Annotated in this window: 15 protein-coding genes and 1 riboswitch; of the genes, 2 read left to right on the top strand and 13 right to left on the bottom strand. The window is 43.1% G+C overall.

Annotated elements, in window-relative coordinates:
• Nucleotides 1-22: 22 nt before the first annotated feature.
• The 3 genes from ET33_RS31995 to ET33_RS31985 all read right to left on the bottom strand — a co-directional run bounded on the left by ET33_RS31995 (nucleotide 23) and on the right by ET33_RS31985 (nucleotide 2,649).
• A complete protein-coding gene (locus ET33_RS31995) occupies nucleotides 23-733 on the bottom strand; it encodes an ABC transporter permease (protein ID WP_036691945.1) in 711 nt (236 codons plus the stop codon).
• The gene (locus tag ET33_RS31990) at nucleotides 730-1,575 is read right to left on the bottom strand and encodes an ABC transporter ATP-binding protein (RefSeq protein ID WP_036691944.1); all 846 of its coding nucleotides are present in this window, start codon (nucleotides 1,573-1,575) and stop codon (nucleotides 730-732) included. The genes ET33_RS31995 and ET33_RS31990 overlap by 4 nt, the downstream gene beginning before the upstream one ends.
• Before the next feature lie 138 nt (nucleotides 1,576-1,713).
• On the bottom strand, nucleotides 1,714-2,649 hold the full coding sequence (locus ET33_RS31985) for a LytTR family transcriptional regulator DNA-binding domain-containing protein (RefSeq protein ID WP_036691941.1): 936 nt from the start codon (nucleotides 2,647-2,649) through the stop codon (nucleotides 1,714-1,716).
• Nucleotides 2,650-3,381: 732 nt separating this feature from the next.
• On the opposite strand from ET33_RS31985, the gene ET33_RS31975 reads away from it, so the two are divergent.
• On the top strand, nucleotides 3,382-3,573 hold the full coding sequence (locus ET33_RS31975; RefSeq protein ID WP_036691934.1) for a valine--tRNA ligase: 192 nt from the start codon (nucleotides 3,382-3,384) through the stop codon (nucleotides 3,571-3,573).
• Between the two features lie 381 nt (nucleotides 3,574-3,954).
• On the opposite strand, the gene ET33_RS31970 is transcribed toward ET33_RS31975, so the two are convergent.
• The 3 genes from ET33_RS31970 to ET33_RS31960 all read right to left on the bottom strand — a co-directional run bounded on the left by ET33_RS31970 (nucleotide 3,955) and on the right by ET33_RS31960 (nucleotide 7,558).
• Nucleotides 3,955-4,542: a DUF4291 domain-containing protein gene (locus ET33_RS31970; protein ID WP_036691929.1), complete on the bottom strand. Its 588-nt coding sequence runs from the start codon at nucleotides 4,540-4,542 to the stop codon at nucleotides 3,955-3,957.
• A gap of 474 nt (nucleotides 4,543-5,016) precedes the next feature.
• Nucleotides 5,017-5,865: a protein kinase family protein gene (locus ET33_RS31965; protein WP_036691925.1), complete on the bottom strand. Its 849-nt coding sequence runs from the start codon at nucleotides 5,863-5,865 to the stop codon at nucleotides 5,017-5,019.
• Nucleotides 5,866-6,703: 838 nt separating this feature from the next.
• A complete protein-coding gene (locus ET33_RS31960; protein ID WP_036691920.1) occupies nucleotides 6,704-7,558 on the bottom strand; it encodes an SDR family NAD(P)-dependent oxidoreductase in 855 nt (284 codons plus the stop codon).
• Between the two features lie 86 nt (nucleotides 7,559-7,644).
• Between ET33_RS31960 and ET33_RS31955 the strand changes: the two genes are divergently transcribed.
• A complete protein-coding gene (locus ET33_RS31955; protein ID WP_036691915.1) occupies nucleotides 7,645-8,037 on the top strand; it encodes a MerR family transcriptional regulator in 393 nt (130 codons plus the stop codon).
• Between the two features lie 145 nt (nucleotides 8,038-8,182).
• Here ET33_RS31955 and ET33_RS31950 read toward each other — a convergent pair whose 3' ends face one another.
• The 7 genes from ET33_RS31950 to ET33_RS31920 form a co-directional block, all read right to left on the bottom strand.
• Nucleotides 8,183-9,073 (bottom strand): LysR family transcriptional regulator, encoded by an 891-nt coding sequence (locus tag ET33_RS31950; protein ID WP_235206873.1) that lies wholly within the window; start codon nucleotides 9,071-9,073, stop codon nucleotides 8,183-8,185.
• A gap of 124 nt (nucleotides 9,074-9,197) precedes the next feature.
• Nucleotides 9,198-9,836 (bottom strand): HD domain-containing protein, encoded by a 639-nt coding sequence (locus tag ET33_RS31945; protein WP_036691907.1) that lies wholly within the window; start codon nucleotides 9,834-9,836, stop codon nucleotides 9,198-9,200.
• A 286-nt stretch (nucleotides 9,837-10,122) separates the two neighbouring features.
• Nucleotides 10,123-11,679: a hypothetical protein gene (locus tag ET33_RS31940; RefSeq protein ID WP_036691902.1), complete on the bottom strand. Its 1,557-nt coding sequence runs from the start codon at nucleotides 11,677-11,679 to the stop codon at nucleotides 10,123-10,125.
• Nucleotides 11,680-11,871: 192 nt separating this feature from the next.
• Nucleotides 11,872-12,228 (bottom strand): nucleotide excision repair endonuclease, encoded by a 357-nt coding sequence (locus ET33_RS31935; protein ID WP_036691897.1) that lies wholly within the window; start codon nucleotides 12,226-12,228, stop codon nucleotides 11,872-11,874.
• A 128-nt stretch (nucleotides 12,229-12,356) separates the two neighbouring features.
• Nucleotides 12,357-13,658 (bottom strand): DEAD/DEAH box helicase, encoded by a 1,302-nt coding sequence (locus ET33_RS31930; protein ID WP_036691894.1) that lies wholly within the window; start codon nucleotides 13,656-13,658, stop codon nucleotides 12,357-12,359.
• A 270-nt stretch (nucleotides 13,659-13,928) separates the two neighbouring features.
• A complete protein-coding gene (locus ET33_RS31925) occupies nucleotides 13,929-15,062 on the bottom strand; it encodes a hypothetical protein (RefSeq protein WP_051775898.1) in 1,134 nt (377 codons plus the stop codon).
• Nucleotides 15,063-15,141: 79 nt separating this feature from the next.
• Nucleotides 15,142-17,274 (bottom strand): sensor domain-containing diguanylate cyclase, encoded by a 2,133-nt coding sequence (locus tag ET33_RS31920; RefSeq protein ID WP_036691890.1) that lies wholly within the window; start codon nucleotides 17,272-17,274, stop codon nucleotides 15,142-15,144.
• Nucleotides 17,275-17,420: 146 nt separating this feature from the next.
• Nucleotides 17,421-17,505, bottom strand: a riboswitch (cyclic di-GMP riboswitch).
• Between the last annotated feature and the right edge of the window lie 230 nt (nucleotides 17,506-17,735).

Here is a 17,735-nt window from a genome sequence, read left to right as displayed (position 1 = left end):
ATGCTCTTTTGCAAATTTTTTCCTACCCATCCTTTAACCGTCGTTGATACAAAACAACAGACACAATCGTTAATACAACCGTCCATGCCAAAATAATGAGGAGGGGTTTTAATAAATCTCCCGTCGTAAAGCCTATATTTTGTATATCTAGCAAACGCACAAGTTGAACGCTTGGTGCATACTCCAGCACTTTGAAGATCGGATAATCTTTCACTAGCAACACTCCCCATGGTGCCCCAGTGAATACGAGCGCCACAGGCATTATAGATAATGAGGCTTCAAGTAACGTCTTGGAGAATAAACCACATATCGTCCCGGCGGCTGTGTATAGAATAATCGAAAGAATGATTGCTGCCACAAACGCCCATATACTAGCTGGCTCATAGCCCAATATATACGTAGCAATAGCCAGAGCAACAGCAGACACTACAAAGACTAAAGTACTTTTACCGATTAAAACATCCATGGTCGTGGCCGGAGTCATCATTAATGATCGTAAAGTGTTACGCTCCTTTTCTTCCGCAATCAAGCATGCTTGTACTAAACACGTTAGTAACACAAACGAAGTATTTAGGAGAAAACCGATAGCTCCAGGCAAAGACGGGCCTGCACTTCGAAAAAGAAATGCGAAGAGAATTGGAACAATCAGACTAAAGGAGACCGCATAATTGCGTGAAAATTCTTTGTAATCCTTCACAAATATCGCTCGAGCACGTTTTAATGAGATACTCATAGTAACTCACTTCCTGTCATTTTAATGAAGATATCACCTAGACTTGGTTCTTTCGTTTCTAATCGATCAATTGACCCTCGTTTCATCCAATCGGCTATTTGATCAGCCGTCCCCTCATCGATCGGGAACTCGTAGGCTTCCCCATTGGTTAAGTCAACACAAACTACGTTTTCCCGATGCTGTTTTTTAAGTTCCTTTGGTGAGCCGATGGTTTGGATTTGTCCTTGATACAAAATCGCTACACGGTTACATATCAATTCGGCCTCAGCCATATCATGCGTAGTTAAAAAAATCGTTGTCCCTTTCTCATTTAAGTAGCGTAAGCCTTTATAAATATGTGTTGAGTTTACTAGATCTAAAGCCGAAGTAGGTTCATCTAAAAATAATAATTCTGGCTCATGGATAATCGCGCATGCCAACATGACACGCTGACGCATTCCTTTCGATAAGAGATTGACTTTCTTTTTGCGCTCTCCGCTTAAGTTTACAAACTGAAGCACCTTATCGATCGAAGATCTGGGAAGATCATATAATTGGCGATACAGCTCTAGATTTTCCTCTATAGTTAATCTCTCATACAGACCACTGTTATCCGTCAAAATGCCAAAGCGCATCTTCTGTGCAGACTGATTCATCATCTCCGCTGGCTGGTTAAATACACTTGCCTGTCCACTTGTCGGATTTAATTGCGCAGTTAAAATCTTTATTAATGTTGTTTTTCCTGAACCACTCGGACCCAGGAAACCAAAAATTTCTCCTTTCGGAATTGAAAAAGACACATCTGCCAATGCGTCCTTATTTCCAAATCTCTTTCGAATATGTTCTACTTGGATAACATCCATGAACACCACTTCCTTAGAGTTGATGCCTTAAGCATATAAAGATTGCATGCCTCCAGCCATCAAAACCCGCCGAAATGTAGCTGTTATCGTCTGAATGGTACCATGGAATGCTTGATTGGTTCGATATTACCCCGGAAATTAAATGTTAAGAAGTGCTTTTAATTCATGCAATTTTGAACGAGATAACGGAACCACCGCATCTTTGCCTGTATTTAATCGCAAGCTGTAGCTATTCTTCGTCCAAGTAATAATCTCTCTTACTTTTTGCAAGTTAACGATGTAGGATCGATGACATCTAAAAAATCCGAAATTTAACAATCTCTGCTCGAGCTCGGTTAGCGTCAAAGCACAGTCATAATTTTCCCCACCCACATGAACAAGGATGGAACCATCTATACTTTCTATGTAATCGATTTCAGGCGGATTAAATAAAATCACTTTGTCATTTCTTTTCGTATAAATCTTCTGCAAGGTTATATTGGCCCGATCTTGTTCCTGCACTTCCTGCTTATCCTCTTCTGAGTCCCGAATATCCAATGGATGAAGTCCGAGTTCGTTCAATCGATAAATGGTATCACAGGAAATAATGGCATCCTCTAAATTCGAAGTTAAAATTAAAATCTGCTTTTCTTTCGAAAGGTCATCTAAAATCCGTTTAAAATGACGACGATCTTGTTCTTCCAAGTAAAAATAGGGTTCCTCCAGTACGAGTGTAGGCTGATGCGCAAAAAAGACACGCAGCAATGTCACATACATCCTTTTCGATGAGCTTAGATCCTTGATTTTTACCTTCCGTTCTTCTTTTAAAGCAAAATAATCCATTAACAGAGCGACATGCTCATTCCTCTCCGTTACTTTGATTAGAAAAGTGATTAGCTCTTCCACCGTTAAACGCATATACTCGCCTTGTTGAGCTCGAAATAAATAATATTGGGAATGATTCACTAATTGATTCATTAAAAGCTGCTTTCGCTTCAAGTCCGTTATAATGCCAATCGATTGGTTCGATGTCATATTTAATTCGATCTTCGGTAGAAATATTTCCCCATCATAATACATTGGTTGAAATTGCATGCCGTCCTCCCGGTCAGTGCCGCTATAGGATATATATAACAATTATAATGTTGGGATACTTTTTTGTCAGTTTCTATTGAAAAACGGCATGTCTTCTCTAAGCCATATCAGTATTTATTTGGGCCATAGAATAGATATCAACAATGCATAGGTCGGGAAAATACGATGAGAGGGGATTTTTCATGCAACAACGCATTCAAAATTTGGATCGGCTCATTCACTCGCGGTAGATCATAAACGTATTTTTGGGGCGGTTCTGCAAGTGGAATCAGGAGATGGACGACTGTCATGGAGCGGAGCGGCCGGTAATATGAGCTCTGCTAGCCGATTCTTTATCGCTAACACAACTAAACTCTACGCAACTGCAGCCTTGTTGAACCTAAGAGCGCTGAATAAAATCGCCTGCACACATATATTCAAACCCATGCCCCGCAAGGAAGCCGCAAAAAACTTGCCCTTATTTATGATACGGTTCAGCTTAACAGGTCTATCGGTGAAGAATCGTCCTAATTGTGCCGCAAGGCCGTATTGCTGCTTCTTCAAGTAACTTGCATTTTGCTATCCTAATGCGATTGCGGTGCTATTGGCATACAATCGCATGAAAAAGATCCCTGTGAGGCAAAACTCACAGGGGCTTTAAGGGCTAGAAAATTCGGGTTTGTTTAGAATATGTAGAGTTTTGTCGTATATAATAAATTACTCGAATTTATGATTTACATGAGGGGGAATACGATGGATCGGAACGTTCTCAACGAAATGCATAAACTTAGCCATGATGACGAGCAGAGATACCGTCTGCTAATGAGATATTTGCGGATCATCGGGAAGGAAAAGAAACAACGAGGTTTTCTTAGGAGATTCAAAAAACAATGGGAAGCTTACGCATCGACAAAAAAGGCTGCTCCTAAAGAGATCGACGGATAAGTCCCGGTCTCCTGAAGAGCAACCTTCTATACGCGGCTTCATTCCCAATCTGTATTCTACTGCACAGCCTCTGACCGTACAAATTGGATCAATCGCCGGTTCGTATCGAGAATGCCGATACATTCGACACCCACTGTTCATACCAACGGACGATATCCCCAGCTGATCGGAAGCTCCATCTCTCGTTCCATTCTCGTTTTCAGAGGCAAATATTGTTCTTCTACGCCGACTTGATTATCAACCGCATACTAAAGCTTCATTAGCGAGAAATAACAGTCTTCCTCGATACAGTAAATTTGTAAAATGCTCATTATGTACGCACTTTACAAATAAGGTGAACGAACGTAATGACGATCCGACAAGCTGAAATTTAGTTTGTTGTCACATATCCAGCCTTTTTCTAATTTCGTTGTTTTTAATAGGGTAAATTCTTTCTATTGGTAAATTTTTGGAGTTTAGTTTTCCCTGCTTTCGCTGTACATTCCATTTCTTCACAAGCGGTGTCAAATCCTCAATGCGATAAATTCCATCGGCCAGAAATTCTTTTAAAGTGGTTCCTTTTAGACCGATTTGAATTGCTGCACGATTTATGGAATTGCCATTCACATTTCTATCGGGATCCCATTGGCAATAAACTGTTGTTTCCTCAAATGCTTTTTCCCATTCAGTTGAACCTTTGTAAATCATTGAGTCTGGTGAAGTTAGCACCGCTTTCCTCAACAATTCATTAAATTTTTCCATATATACATCCAAAGCCAAAATACATTCCTGATTTTTCTTTGTTCCCCAATTAGACCGATACATCATCCACAAAAAGGAAGGTTTTATCCATGTCATGCGATTGAGATTAAAGTTTTCGCCAAAAGTCTGTAAGGCAACTGCTTCTTTTGCAATTACTGGATTATAAGCCTGATAAACCCGAATACATTGTCTATCGTATTGTGCAAATACCTCTTTTATATATTCCATGCTGTCTCCCTAAATTCCGATTTGCCGCACTGCGTCTTATCTGCCTTATCCGTAATGTGTCTATCCTATCAAAAAAGTCAAAATCGGCTAAACGCTTTTTCTCACTCTCGACAGCTTTCAACTTTTTCTTTGGTGGAGCTAGGCGGAATCCAAAAGCTGACTGAACGTAGCAGCCGACCTGTCTTCCTCCTAAACTATATCCCCTTATGTAGGGTAACCCCTTCGCTACTAACAAGACGTATTCTCATGCTAAACTAAGATTTAGAAATATGGCTTAGGCGTTCCCTTGGTAAATGTAGCTCTAAATCACTAAGTTCTCGCCAGCAACACACAGCATTTAGCGATACTGTCACACCTCATTTTCGAACCATCAATATGACCGACTCCACATGTATCGAGTATGGTTATACCTAAGCCTCAATCCACAGATTCAGTATCGCAGTCTCTACCATCAATTTAGGTAAGCAAAATCCTTTACGAGCTTGCATAGATCTTCTTCCACTCTTCCCAGGCCTGCAGGTACTGGGGGAAATCTTCTGGATGAAAGCGCAGGCATGTCGACATCCTTCTAAATAGTTCAAGGATCATGTCCCGGGACAACAACCTGATGTCGACTTCTCTCCCCTCCTCTACCCGTTGCACAGCATGAAGCAATATTGGAAGGGTAAGCTCATCCGGAGACGAGCAGAAGGCATACAACAAGTCGTATCGTTTGCCTCCAATGACCGGAATAGGATCGATGACCCCTGCCAACCCATTGTCGGTGAAAAGAAAGTTATGGACGCCGAAATCGCCGTGTAGCACATAGAGGTCTCCGCGGTCCGTGACGCCAGAACGTTCCCGACTTAACGCCGTAGCCAGACTGTGATCTTCCTCGCCGAGCTGCCCGCCGATAAAGGACGCCGCATACCGGATCGAATCCTCCGTATGTTCGGATGTCTCAATCGACTTGTATGCGTCGTACGACTCCGGGTGGACATAGTGAGCAAGAATCCCGTCCACAAGCTCTGTCATTAACTTTTTCTTATTCCCGCGGACATAGCCTGTGTTATCCGGAATAAAATCATAAACGAAATAACGATGTGCCGGGTCAGCGTAAAGGACCGTAGGTAGAAGCTCAATGCCCCGATACAGGGAAAGGAATCGTGTCTCACTCTCTATCAGTTCTTTTGTATTCGCCTTTAGCACATACAAATGAGGACGGTCTTCCGTGCCGAAGACTCCGACCGTGCTTTGCGTACCCCCCTTCAGCTCTCTCCAAACAGAAACCGGCTGTGAAAGAAACCCCAGCTCTATTACTTCATCGATAAATGTTTGCAGCATATCGGTACTCCTTCCATTTCATTCTTAAGTTCTGTGCTCATGCTCGTTTTCACTCAAAAAACTTCGGTGATTATATCTCGGATACCCTATCCATTCAAGCCGTATGGTTCAAAGGTAAGCTAATCTTTTTTACTAGTCAAATTATTCGCCGTCACTTATGGTAAGGTTCACCGCGCTGTCTAAGTTTTAAGGGGTGCCTCAAGGCACCCCTTAGTTCATGTCTTAATGTTCGAGAAAGGAGTTTCTCTTCTGATATCCATAAATGCTCCCATAAAATACCCATATTTTGCATTATATCACGCTGACTTGTAGAGACACAAAGCCCACTGGGCACAAGCATATATTATTGTCATGAAGCACACAAAGACCCCTTTCGTGAGGGGTCTTCAACTTTTTCAGGAGGGATGAACATGCGAACCATCAACGCCCGGCAGGACGTCGAAGACTTCTGCCGGTAGCGCCCGCTTAAGGGAGGTGATTGAATGGAACTACGAAAGGCCATGTCCCACAAGCTTTTCGCCCGATCGCCACCAAAAAAACTTGCCGTCACTTATGGTACGGTTCATCTTAACGGTCACATCGGCGACAAATGTGAAAGGAGCTGTCGAGTCCAACACCTTTGGTGTTTGGTTTTGGACTCATGATTCCACTATCGTCCCCAACGAAACTAAGCGTTGAAATATGCTCCCCTCACGGCATCATCAGGTTTTTATTATTTCACCTGTCTACCGTATGGGAAGCATATCACTTCTAGGACAGCCTAGCACGAATGACCTCTCGGGATAGAGACGCCGGTAGTTCTAGTCTTCGATTTGAAATAGTGGATCGGACGGATGCTTTATTCCATATAAACGGTCGACTTCGTCAGTTCCTCATATTTTAAATCCGATTCCGCCAACCGCTTTGCCCCTTCCTGCGCAATCTGCCAGGCACTTGTCCCCATTAATAAATGCAGTGGTGGTTCGGCCATCTCTGTTAGCTCCCACACCGTTTCCGCTATTTTGGCAGGATCGCTTAAAATTCCCATTCTCTCTTCTGGAGTGGAGGCATTCATGCTCCGCAAGTGTGTCACAACTGGACCAATTACCGGAAGGTATGGTTCGCTTATCTGAGGGATAGCCATGGACGAACCTGCCCAATCCGTCGCGATGCCGCCGGGCTCAACTGTAGTGACCTTGATACCAAAGGCAGCAACTTCTTTCGCCAATACCTCCGTAAAACCGTTGACGGCAAATTTGGAGCTTTGGTAAGCGCCAAGACCTGCACTACCGAAGCGTCCGCCAATCGAGGAGATGTTAACAATCGAACCCTGCTTCTGCTCTCGCATAATCGGCAGAACGGCTTTCGTCATATACACCACGCCAAAAAAATTCGTGGCCACTTGATTTTGAAAATCATGGATGCCTACATCCTCAATAGAAGCGACGTTGGCATAACCCGCATTATTGACGAGAACATCGATTCTGCCAAAATGGCTAAAGCCCTTTTGGACGGCTGCCTGTACTTCTTCAGCGTCCGTAACATCCAGCTTGAGCGTGAAAACCCTATCTTCATACTTAACCGATAATTCCTCTAAAGAAGCAAGATTGCGTGCGGTTGCAATAACACAATCGCCATGCTGCAAAGCTGTCGATGCAATCTCTCTTCCCAATCCTCGAGAACTCCCGGTAACCAACCAAACTTTGTTTCTCATTTCGTTCACCTCTTATGGTCTTGTTGAGATGTAGTATAATAAATTCGAGTTACTCGAAGTCAACATTAATTTAAAGGTGGTCATCCATGTCTTATTCGGTCAAGGAAGTCGCCGAAATGTTCCGTATCTCGCCTCATACGGTGCGTTACTATACAGATCAGGAGCTGATACCTGGCGTCACGCGGGATCAGAATGGCCGCAGGATGTTTGATGACGCTGCACTCGGCTGGCTGCGAACCATTATTGCGTTTCGAACCGCAGGGATGTCGATTGATATGATTCGTCATTACCTGGATCTGTATAACCAGGGCGAGGAGACAATCCCCGCAAGGTACCAATTGTTAGTGAAGCAGCAGCAAATCACTAGGCAAAAGCTTGACGACCTCGTGCAGCAGATGGAAGTTATTAACAATAAGGTCCAATCTTACAACGGCTGGATTCATCCTGCCGAAAATACCCAAAACGAAAAGGGTCAATAAATTCGCCGTTACTTGCGGTACGACTCTCCGCGCTGTCTGTAACGGCAAGTTTTAGGGTCATCCTTTGCGGGATGGCCCTTTCGACGCACAGCCCGAACGAACCTCAAAGCCGCAAATCGGGTAGTCGTAGCATTCGCTGCTGTATTCATGCCCTGTCGCTTGAACCCAGACCTTCATCGGCAATGGTTTGTTTTAGCAGGCGAATGAATTGCTGCGCCGCAAAGCCGATATATTTCTCTTTATGATAGACAAACCCAATCTGCCTGCGGACAGACGGATTCTCAATTTTGATCATTCTGAGCTGGTCATTGCCCCACATGTGTAGCAGCGTTTTCGATAGAATCGACACGCCCGCCTCCGCCTGTACAAGATTAAGGATGGACTCCGTCGCATCGGTTTCAATAATCGGCCGAAGCGGCGCATCTATCAGTTTGAAGGCCGCATCAATCTGCTGGCGGCACTGATAATTTTTCGGAAAAATGATAAATGGCTCATTCTTGATCTGCTCCAATCGGATCGTTTGCTGATCCGCCAGGGAATGTCGGTGTGAAACGGTCAAATACAAATCCTCTTCATATAAAGGAACAGTCGTCAGCCGCCCATCATGGATTGGGACAATCGCCAGGGCGAGATCGATTTCATTTTGAATGATGCCGTCTACAATATCATCCTTGCCAACCACTGTAAGCTGAATATTCGGGTATTGCTGATGAAAGGACAACAGCAAGGCTGATACAAGCTGGTTAAGCTCCCCTTTCAGTACACCGATCGATAGCTTCCCACACTTTAACTCCTGAAGCTCATGAATTTCCTCCATGGCGCTCTGGATGCTCTGAAAGATATGCGTGCCGTGCCAGAACAAAATTTTTCCCGCTTCTGTCAAAACGATCTTTTTGCCGATCCGGTCGAACAGCGGCATCCCAATTTCGATTTCCAGCGCCTTGATCTGATGGCTTAGCGTCGGCTGGGTTACCCCCAATTGCTCGGACGCGCGGGTGAAGTGCAGTTCCTTGCATACAGCCATAAAATATTCCAATTGTCTAATCTCCATTTATATGTCCCCCTAAGCCGCAGTATCTCCTGGCTTATAACACTTCCCATTGGCATGACGAGATCAGAAAAAACACCCAATAATTTGGATGTCTTTTCTAATCCCGTCATTATTCCGTCCAAGGCGAATGCAGAACGCAATCACAGAAGTTTGTTCTCTGGAAGCCCGGCATCAGCAAAGCGCACACATCGGCCTTGATGTTGCCAAAGGTGGTCTCCGGTTTATGCTTGAAACCTTCGAGGAATGCAGGCAATATCTTGTGCTTGAAGTTATCTCTTGGGAACGCCGTCACAACCTGCTCCCTAACATCCTTCGTGAGACAGTCAAAATTCTCTCCCATAACATCATAGCCGACACCGGAATAAATCAGCGCAACCTCAGGCTCTTTATACTGGGCAATGCCGATAGTAGTATGAAGAGCTACTGCATCCCATACCCGTTGGATCGACTCAGCCGAAACCCCCTGCGACTGAAGATAGCTGCGAGCGGCATTCGCACCATCCACCTCAAAGCGTTTGTCCGGGCTGCTGTAATGCTTGGTCAGACCCAAATCATGGAATAATTCACTGATGTAAAGCAGCTCGGAATCAAATTTGACCCCGGCACTTTTTCCTTGTAGGGCGCCAAACAAAAATACGCGGTGGGAGTGGTTCCACAATAAATCATTACCGTGCTCGCGAAGCAGTTCGGCTGCCCCCACTGCCAACTTGCTGTCCGGAATTTTGATGTCTGCGACGATACTGCTCATCACTTCATCCTCCTTGATGCTTTCAATTTGCTTGCACCTTGATTGTATAGCGCGGAGGAATTATTGATCAATATTATCGTTTCTATAATAACGATAGATGTTGTGCATGATAAATAGGATCTCTACTCCCTTAAAAAAAGCTCTTTCTTGTTGGCATTGGCTTTGAGATGAATCGAAACGGTCACGGTCACGCGCACGCGCCCCACAACCTCCTCCGCACTTTCCTCCAACAAAAATTTTCGCCGTTACTTATGATACGGTTCACCGTAACATTGCAATGGCGGAACTATTCTTGCTCAAATGTGTGTAACAACGCCAGTGCCTCTTCATGATCAGGCTCATGTTTTAATAACATTCTAGTGTAATTCAAAGCATCTTCTTCTAATTCTAACTCAAAGCAACAAATAGCTAGACAATAATATACAGTGGAAACGATCTTCTCTTGATCTTCATATATTGATATTTCTAAAAACCGTTTGGAGTCCCCGTACATTTCCATCTCAAACAGTAACAACCCAGCCTCAAGTGCGATGTCATAACGCTGCTCCATTACGTAGTACGACGACCACATAAGCTGTATACCCCGAAAAATATCCTGCTTTTCCTGATCATTTGCATCTAGTAACAGACTAGAGACCTGCTTCGTGCTTTGAATGAAGAACTCCGCGTCATATCCACCTAAACGCCAAAAACTTAATATTTGCTGAAGTTCCATGCTATCTAGATTGAGATCTACCCACTCCTTCAAGCTAAAAAATTCGTCCGGACCAAAGCGCTCAATAAATCGACGATAAGCTAATCTTGTCTGGATGTAGTCCATCGGTGTATCCATATTGATAATACAACCAATATTTATATTTTTATAATGATGCGGGGGAAATAACGCGAGGGCTCCGTTCTGTTCCATAACTTGCTGAATCGCATGGTAGTTTGCCGTTAAAGAAAAACTTCCATGAAGGATCAACTCCGGTGGTTCCGCGAATTTCCAATTTTCAAGAAAATGATCCCCTTTGTCTGCTGTTATTAATAGAAGTCCCTCCTGCGACATCTGGTTCAAACGTTCTAAACAAGTTAATCCGGCGACTGGAAATAAAATATGCGAATCTTCCAATTGTTCCTGATATAAGGCTATGACATCACGATAAGGATAAGTTTCTTGCTCATACTCCGGCGCCCGCCGATGCTTATAATGTAAAGATATTTGATCAAGTAATTCTGATGGTTTAAGTGAATCCTTAAGTTTAGGATACTCAATGAAAACATCAGCTTCATAAATTTTACCTTCAGCCACATAAAGCAGCTCTTGCGGAATACTATCAAAAAAATAGTTAGCCACAATGACAATAGGCTGTTTTAAATCTCCTTTACTAATGGTTGCGTCTGATACAATCAAATTCAGAACCGTGTCATGAACAGCATCAAATCGCGCAAAATCGAGTATTCCTTTGGCAATAAAAGCTTGTAGAGCTGGATGACCCTTCCATGCCAACACATTGTTCATCGCCAAGTCCGTCATGATATATCGAAACGAAGGTAACGTTATCCCTGCATAGTCAATCAACTGACATAACTCGTGTAACACATGGAAAGCAAAACGCCCCGCTCCTGCTCCAAGCTCCACAATAAGAACAGGCTCTGAGCTATCTTCCTTATTTGCCCGGTCTTGAAGAAAGCCGAATATCATTTCTGCATAGGCCGCAGCGATCATTGGATTGCACGTGATATATTGAGGAACTTGGTCGTTGTTCCAAGCCTTCAATCCTTCTTGTTCATAATATTCCCTCTGAATATTCCATATAGGTGCTTCACTAAAGCGGTAACGTTGTTTATTATGAATTGTCATTTAAACGATTTCCTGTCCTCTGGAAGTTATTTGATTCCTGTATATTTATTTTCTCTAACCTACGTCTATAATAACCTTTAATGCACTCCATGCCATAAACAACTTCCCGGGCTCACAAAGAGGATACCTCGCACTAATTAACAAAGAGCCCTATTAGGAGGGGCTCAAATTTGTTTTACGTATCGTTTATCCTTATTTGTATAACACTTTATCTATATTGTATCTGGCCTTGAGTTCGTTAATAATAAATGTTTCATAAATTTCTCTATGAACGGGGTCCTCGACAATACAAACCTCGATTTTGGTAACTTCGCCCCTGTAATTTTTCATGATGGATACTGTATCTTCAAAATGTTTTTTGATTCGGGGTCTTAGCTTTCGTGCTTTGCCAACGAATAGGAGTTCATCCCGATCATTGTAAAACATAAAAATCCCCGCTTTATCTCTTGAAATCAGGTGAAAATCCGTAAACCCATAAATATTGCTTAACTCAGGGTCTTTCTGTTTGTGTATGGTGACATCCGGTGTTGGAATCGTTATTTGTATCATGTACATTCACTCCCTTTTTATTATTAATTCCTTATCCTTACTTAGTTACGATTTAACGCGGCACCTGTAACAGCAAGCTTCAACTCATTACGATACCAAACTAGTTCTTTATTTTAAAAGATGTTGATTTAGGATCGCCGTCTCGAGCGGCGGCCGGAACCTCCGAAGGTTCCTTTTCTGCCAGCAGAGTCGTTTTGAGTAGCGCCTTCGCGATGGCCGCGGGTGACACGATCCTCGGAAGACGTGACACTGGTTCTGCTCTCCCTAACTGTCGTTGGAGTCGACTCATGAATGGTCATCGGATACGGATGATCCCCAATCACCGGAATCTTCTGCTTGATCAGCTTCTCGATATCTTTCAGATAAGGAATCTCCTCGTACTCGCAAAACGAAATCGCTATTCCGCTTAATCCCGCTCGTCCGGTGCGGCCGATCCGATGCACATACGTCTCCGGGATATTCGGCAAATTGTAGTTAATGACGTGCGACAGCTCCTCGATGTCGATGCCCCGGGCCGCAATGTCTGTCGCCACCAGCATGCGAGTCACACCTTGCTTGAAGTTATTCAGCGCAGCTTGGCGGGCGTTCTGCGACTTGTCGCCATGAATCGCCTGCGCGGTAATCGTCGCCTTCGTCAGGCCCCTCACCAGCCGGTCCGCGCCATGCTTCGTTCGGGTGAACACAAGCGCGCTCTCGATCGACTTGTCTTGTAGCAGGTCGATCAACAGCGGCAGCTTGTTCGGTTTGTCCACAAAGTAGAGTGTCTGCTTGATCCGCTCCGCCGTCGAGGAAACGGGCGTAATTTCGATTTTCATTGGATTCGTCAGCAGTGAGTCAACCAGAGACGTGATCTCGGGCGGCATCGTCGCCGAAAAGAACAGCGTCTGTCGTTTGGCAGGCAGCTTGGCTATGATCCTTCTCATGTCGTGAATGAAGCCCATATCTAGCATGCGGTCTGCTTCGTCCAGCACGAGAATCTGCACGTGACGCAGATCGGCGAACCCTTGGTTCATCAGGTCGATTAGTCGGCCCGGCGTCGCTATCAGAATGTCCATGCCTTGCTCCAGTGCCTGCTCCTGTGCTTTTTGCGAGACACCGCCTAAAATCACGGCACTTCGCAGATTCAAAAAGCGTCCGTAAGATTTAAAGTTGTCGGATATCTGAATGGCCAGCTCTCGCGTAGGCGTCAGGATCAGCGAACGAATGACGCGCTTGCCGCTCGGTCGTCCCTGCTGCGCGCTCAGCAGTTGGATAATTGGAAGCAAGAACGCTGCTGTCTTGCCGGTCCCCGTCTGAGCGCAGCCGAACAAATCTCGGCCCGCCAGCACCGACGGAATTGCTTGCTCCTGTATGGGAGTGGGCTGTCTATAATTTTCCTTGGCCAGCGCTTTAAGAATGGGGGGAATCAGTTTCAATTGCTCAAATGTCATAAAATCTCCTTCGTCATGCCACCGTCGATGCGGAAGTTTCACTTCTTGTATTATACACCAGATATGAGGTGGCGCGCTGCATTCTCTGTAACGGCAATTTCTACTTAAAATGTATAGACGGAATCCTTAAGAGCGACCCCTGGTTTTTGGGCTTCCCTGTTTATCATAAAAATTTGCGTCACTTATGGTACGGTTCAGCTTAACGGGGGTATCGGCGAAAAATGTGAAAGGAGCATACAGCGGCAGAGTCTCGGAGAACTTTTTCTGTGACTAAAGCCGCGGAAGGTTGGCAATAGAATTAACTACAGTGGCGATAAGCTCAGCTGCTAATTCGTTATTTAGGACAACAGTTGCAGGCGACGGATACAAATTCTCAAATTCAGTATGGAGTACAAGCACGAGTTGATTCGGCTGACTAACTTGAGCACGCAGAATATGAGGCCAAAGTACAGTGAAAGAATCGGTTTTATCCAAATTGACGGCTTCGATGCCTTGAAGTTTTATCGGCGAAGTTCCATCGTAATACGCGATCTTACTTGTTGCAAGTGATGGAACCGGTTTTTCTTTCTTGGTAGAGTGGGGGATCTTCTTCTTTGGACGAATCAGCAGCTCCCATAAAACGACACAGATAGCAGGAAGAAGGAAGGCTAGAACGGCCAGCCACTTGCTTGAGGTCATTAGCAAAGTTCCTAAAAAAAGTGCCCCCGATAAGATAGCAAACAGCCAGAAATATAACCTTTCCAACTGTTTCGAAGAACTCTTTTTCGAAGAAGTTGAATTATCAACCCTTGTTTTCCCTATCTCCGGCGTAACTATTGCTTCTTCTTGTTTTCGGTCTTCGTCATTCCCTACTCTCTTTGGTAAATGCTCGCCTCCCAGCAGATACGGATTCATGTTATCGTTCCAGCGCTCAAACCATAATTCGTATGGACTCCACCAAAGATGAAGGCACTGCTCAATTTGTTCCAAGTACGGAAGGGGGTCCGTGTAAAAATAAAAATACTGAGTTAGTTCCAAATGAACAACAGGAGATTGATGCGTTTGCACATGTGTAAATAAAGTTTCCAGCCATTCTAGCATATAAGGACCAAGCTCTGGGAAACGTGCCAATGTAACAGGCAAGCTCTGTCGCAATTGCGTTACAGCCTCTCCCCATGGAATATGCCAATGTAATGCCTTCGCAAATACCTCCCATTCGGGTAAATCCTCAAGATCCTCATTTTCCAGGTGGGGTTTAACTGTATTCCAAGTTGATATAAGCCTCTCGCGATAACGTTGAAATTGCTCCTGACTGACAAAGCTGAACCACAAAGGTGCGAGAAAATTGTTCGTCTCAAAGGCAACATCTTCATACTGTCCATCTACTGCCTCCGAAGTAACACTCAAAAACGTCCGGTTTCCCATAATTCTCGACACATCCTCTTCACTGGTCGAATTTCCATATATTTCAATGGTATAGCCACATCTAATCGGAGTGCCCTATCTAAACGCCCGTACCTTCTTCTTGATGATATACAAATACGTTATTCTTTCCTGAGTCTTTAGCTTTGAATAATTCTTTATCAGCATAATTAATCATTTGCTCTAAGGCATATTTCTTTGTATTTAGGTTGGCTCCCCCTATACTTACGGTAATAGGAATGGGTATCCCTAGAGCTGATGTTATAACTGCCTTCTCCACATTTTTTCGGATAATCTCTGCTTTTTGAATACATTGCTTCAACGTTTCGTCGGGAATTCCCACCATAAACTCTTCCCCGCCATATCTGCCTACCCTATCCTTTTCTCCTATACTAGCTTGAAGCAGATCTGCCACACGCTCTAGCACCCTATCTCCTTCCTGATGACCATAAACATCATTTATCCTCTTAAAATTATCCACATCAATCATCAGGATACATAGTGTTCTATTTGCGTTCTTGCTTTCTTTAAGTTGCACGTACATTTGGGTTGTTTCTTTAAATAACTCTTTTCGATTAAAGACTTTGGTTAACACATCATACTTAGATGCATATTCAACTTCCCTATATAGTCTAGCATTCTCTAACCCAATTCCTAGATAATTAGATAGGGTCTTTAATGTACTCAAGTCTTTTAAGTTAAAAAAATTTTTCTTATAAGCTTGAGTACTTATCACCCCTATTACCTTATCTTTCATAATAATAGGTACAAATATAAGAGAATAAGGTATTGTCTCTATTACATACTCCTTTTTCTTCCTTATCTTCTCTAAGTATTCCTTAAAATCTTCAAAATAACGGCTATATTCCTTTTCAGTATCCTTAATAAGGATATCCTGCTTGTGCTTGACACTATATGCCCAAAAGCTATCTTCTAATATAGACATAGGCCCTATGACCAACCGTTGTCCCTTTTCGATTGACAACTCGCTGTTAAGGATCCCTTCCTCTTCGTTATAAATGCCAATTTGAATAATATCCGCTTGGATCAAATCCTGTATTTCTTTGGCAACAATATTAAAGATACTTTCCTTGTTCAAGTTAGACAGGATATTCTGGCCCACACCATTCAATGCTTCAGTTTGATTATAGAGAAACTTGTAGATTTTTCCCTCTTCCTCTTCTCTTTTTCGATTCAGCATTACCATACTCTCAGCACTGCGAATAGCCTGCATTTGTTTTTCTAATTCCATATGTCTTTCTAAATACGCATAGGCTTGTTCATAATTTCCCAGTCCTTTAAAACCTTTGCTCATATTCAAATACACTTTATTTAAATTCCTTATAGATTTGGACTTTTCTATCCCTTCTTCTACTTGTTGCAGCTTATCAACAGTCTCCTTAAACCGACCTTGTACCAAATCTAGCTCTGCCCAGTACAATAGTGCATCTTGAAGATACAGTTGCGCTCCTCCCGCTTTCGCCATCTCTACACTCTTGACGAAATATTCTTCCGCTGTACCATAGCACCCTTTAGTCGCGTAAATATGAGCCATTTCTTTTAACACATTGGGCACCATTTTGGGAGTGTATACTTCTGCTAACTCAAGCGCCTTCGTTATATACACTATCGCCTGATCCAGATTGCCCAAATGGTTGCAACATTCAGCTTGATTAATGTAACAAGCCACTTTAATAGCATTACTATAAACACGAGGTATGTTTACGATCTGATCTAATAGCTCTTTTGCCTTTTCATACTCATCGATTTCCATATACAGCGCTGCAAGGTTCCCTTTGATTTGAGTTAGTCGCTCATAGTTACCCACTTTTTCTGCTAGTTCTATACCCTCCATACCATGCTCAATGGCTTTGGAAAGTTTTTGTTGTACCGAATAAACACTTACAAATGCACTGCTAGTCGCCAATTGGCCATCTATATTGTTATTTTCTTTAAAAATATGATAAGCCTCTTCATAAAGAGTGGTCGCAGTTTTAAAGTCTGTCGAATCAAAGTATAACCAACCTTTATTATAAAGAATCCATGGGTAAGCACAGGTTAACATATTATTTTCTCTTACAAATTTAGTAGCTGCTTCGTAGGCTTCTATTGCAACTTTAGACTCAGTTCCTCTTATTTTTTCACATATTTTGATGATGTAATTCTCATCATCCTTCAACTTGCCCAGCTCTTTGTTTAACTCCTCCAGCCACATTTCATCTTCACCTAGTTTCTCGATTGTATTAATCTTGAGTCTAAATAAGCAATTTTACCCACTTGGAGCAGCGAGGAGGTACAAATAAAAAGATGGCATTAAATATCATTAATAGCCATCCCACCTTTTGTAAAAAAAATTATAAATGTTGCAACCCGGCTATCCTAGTTAACACCTTAGATCCGTGGCTATCCAACTCTTTTATGAGTGAAAAAATTGACTTAGTTCACTCTATTATAATGAATAATTAGGAAATGTTATAGTGTTTTTCCAGTAGGAGAGAGTGACATTTTTGTCGAGCATCATTGGCGGGCTAGATTCCAATCATGTAAATTATTTTAAAGTGTCACTTGACGAGATTTATTTCTATAATTAATTCAAATGGTTCCTTTACCTCACTTGTGATACGGTTCTCCTTCAACACCATACCCACAACCCAATTTTTCGCCGTCACTTATGGT

Origin of the sequence: Paenibacillus tyrphae, from assembly GCF_000722545.1 — a bacterium.
GTDB lineage: Bacteria > Bacillota > Bacilli > Paenibacillales > NBRC-103111 > Paenibacillus_G > Paenibacillus_G tyrfis.
Note: the sequence above shows the minus strand (reverse complement) of the source record. Positions and strands in the feature narration are given on the sequence as shown.

What these genes read in the sequence shown, in the direction of transcription:
- ET33_RS31960 (WP_036691920.1), bottom strand. Translation starts at nt 7,558, where the DNA reads ATGAGAAACAAAGTTTGGTTGGTTACCGGGAGTTCTCGAGGATTGGGA.
- ET33_RS31985 (WP_036691941.1), bottom strand. Translation starts at nt 2,649, where the DNA reads ATGCAATTTCAACCAATGTATTATGATGGGGAAATATTTCTACCGAAG.
- ET33_RS31990 (WP_036691944.1), bottom strand. Translation starts at nt 1,575, where the DNA reads ATGGATGTTATCCAAGTAGAACATATTCGAAAGAGATTTGGAAATAAG.
- ET33_RS31945 (WP_036691907.1), bottom strand. Translation starts at nt 9,836, where the DNA reads ATGAGCAGTATCGTCGCAGACATCAAAATTCCGGACAGCAAGTTGGCA.
- ET33_RS31925 (WP_051775898.1), bottom strand. Translation starts at nt 15,062, where the DNA reads ATGGGAAACCGGACGTTTTTGAGTGTTACTTCGGAGGCAGTAGATGGA.
- ET33_RS31970 (WP_036691929.1), bottom strand. Translation starts at nt 4,542, where the DNA reads ATGGAATATATAAAAGAGGTATTTGCACAATACGATAGACAATGTATT.
- ET33_RS31965 (WP_036691925.1), bottom strand. Translation starts at nt 5,865, where the DNA reads ATGCTGCAAACATTTATCGATGAAGTAATAGAGCTGGGGTTTCTTTCA.
- ET33_RS31975 (WP_036691934.1), top strand. Translation starts at nt 3,382, where the DNA reads ATGGATCGGAACGTTCTCAACGAAATGCATAAACTTAGCCATGATGAC.
- ET33_RS31930 (WP_036691894.1), bottom strand. Translation starts at nt 13,658, where the DNA reads ATGACATTTGAGCAATTGAAACTGATTCCCCCCATTCTTAAAGCGCTG.
- ET33_RS31995 (WP_036691945.1), bottom strand. Translation starts at nt 733, where the DNA reads ATGAGTATCTCATTAAAACGTGCTCGAGCGATATTTGTGAAGGATTAC.
- ET33_RS31935 (WP_036691897.1), bottom strand. Translation starts at nt 12,228, where the DNA reads ATGATACAAATAACGATTCCAACACCGGATGTCACCATACACAAACAG.
- ET33_RS31940 (WP_036691902.1), bottom strand. Translation starts at nt 11,679, where the DNA reads ATGACAATTCATAATAAACAACGTTACCGCTTTAGTGAAGCACCTATA.
- ET33_RS31955 (WP_036691915.1), top strand. Translation starts at nt 7,645, where the DNA reads ATGTCTTATTCGGTCAAGGAAGTCGCCGAAATGTTCCGTATCTCGCCT.
- ET33_RS31920 (WP_036691890.1), bottom strand. Translation starts at nt 17,274, where the DNA reads ATGTGGCTGGAGGAGTTAAACAAAGAGCTGGGCAAGTTGAAGGATGAT.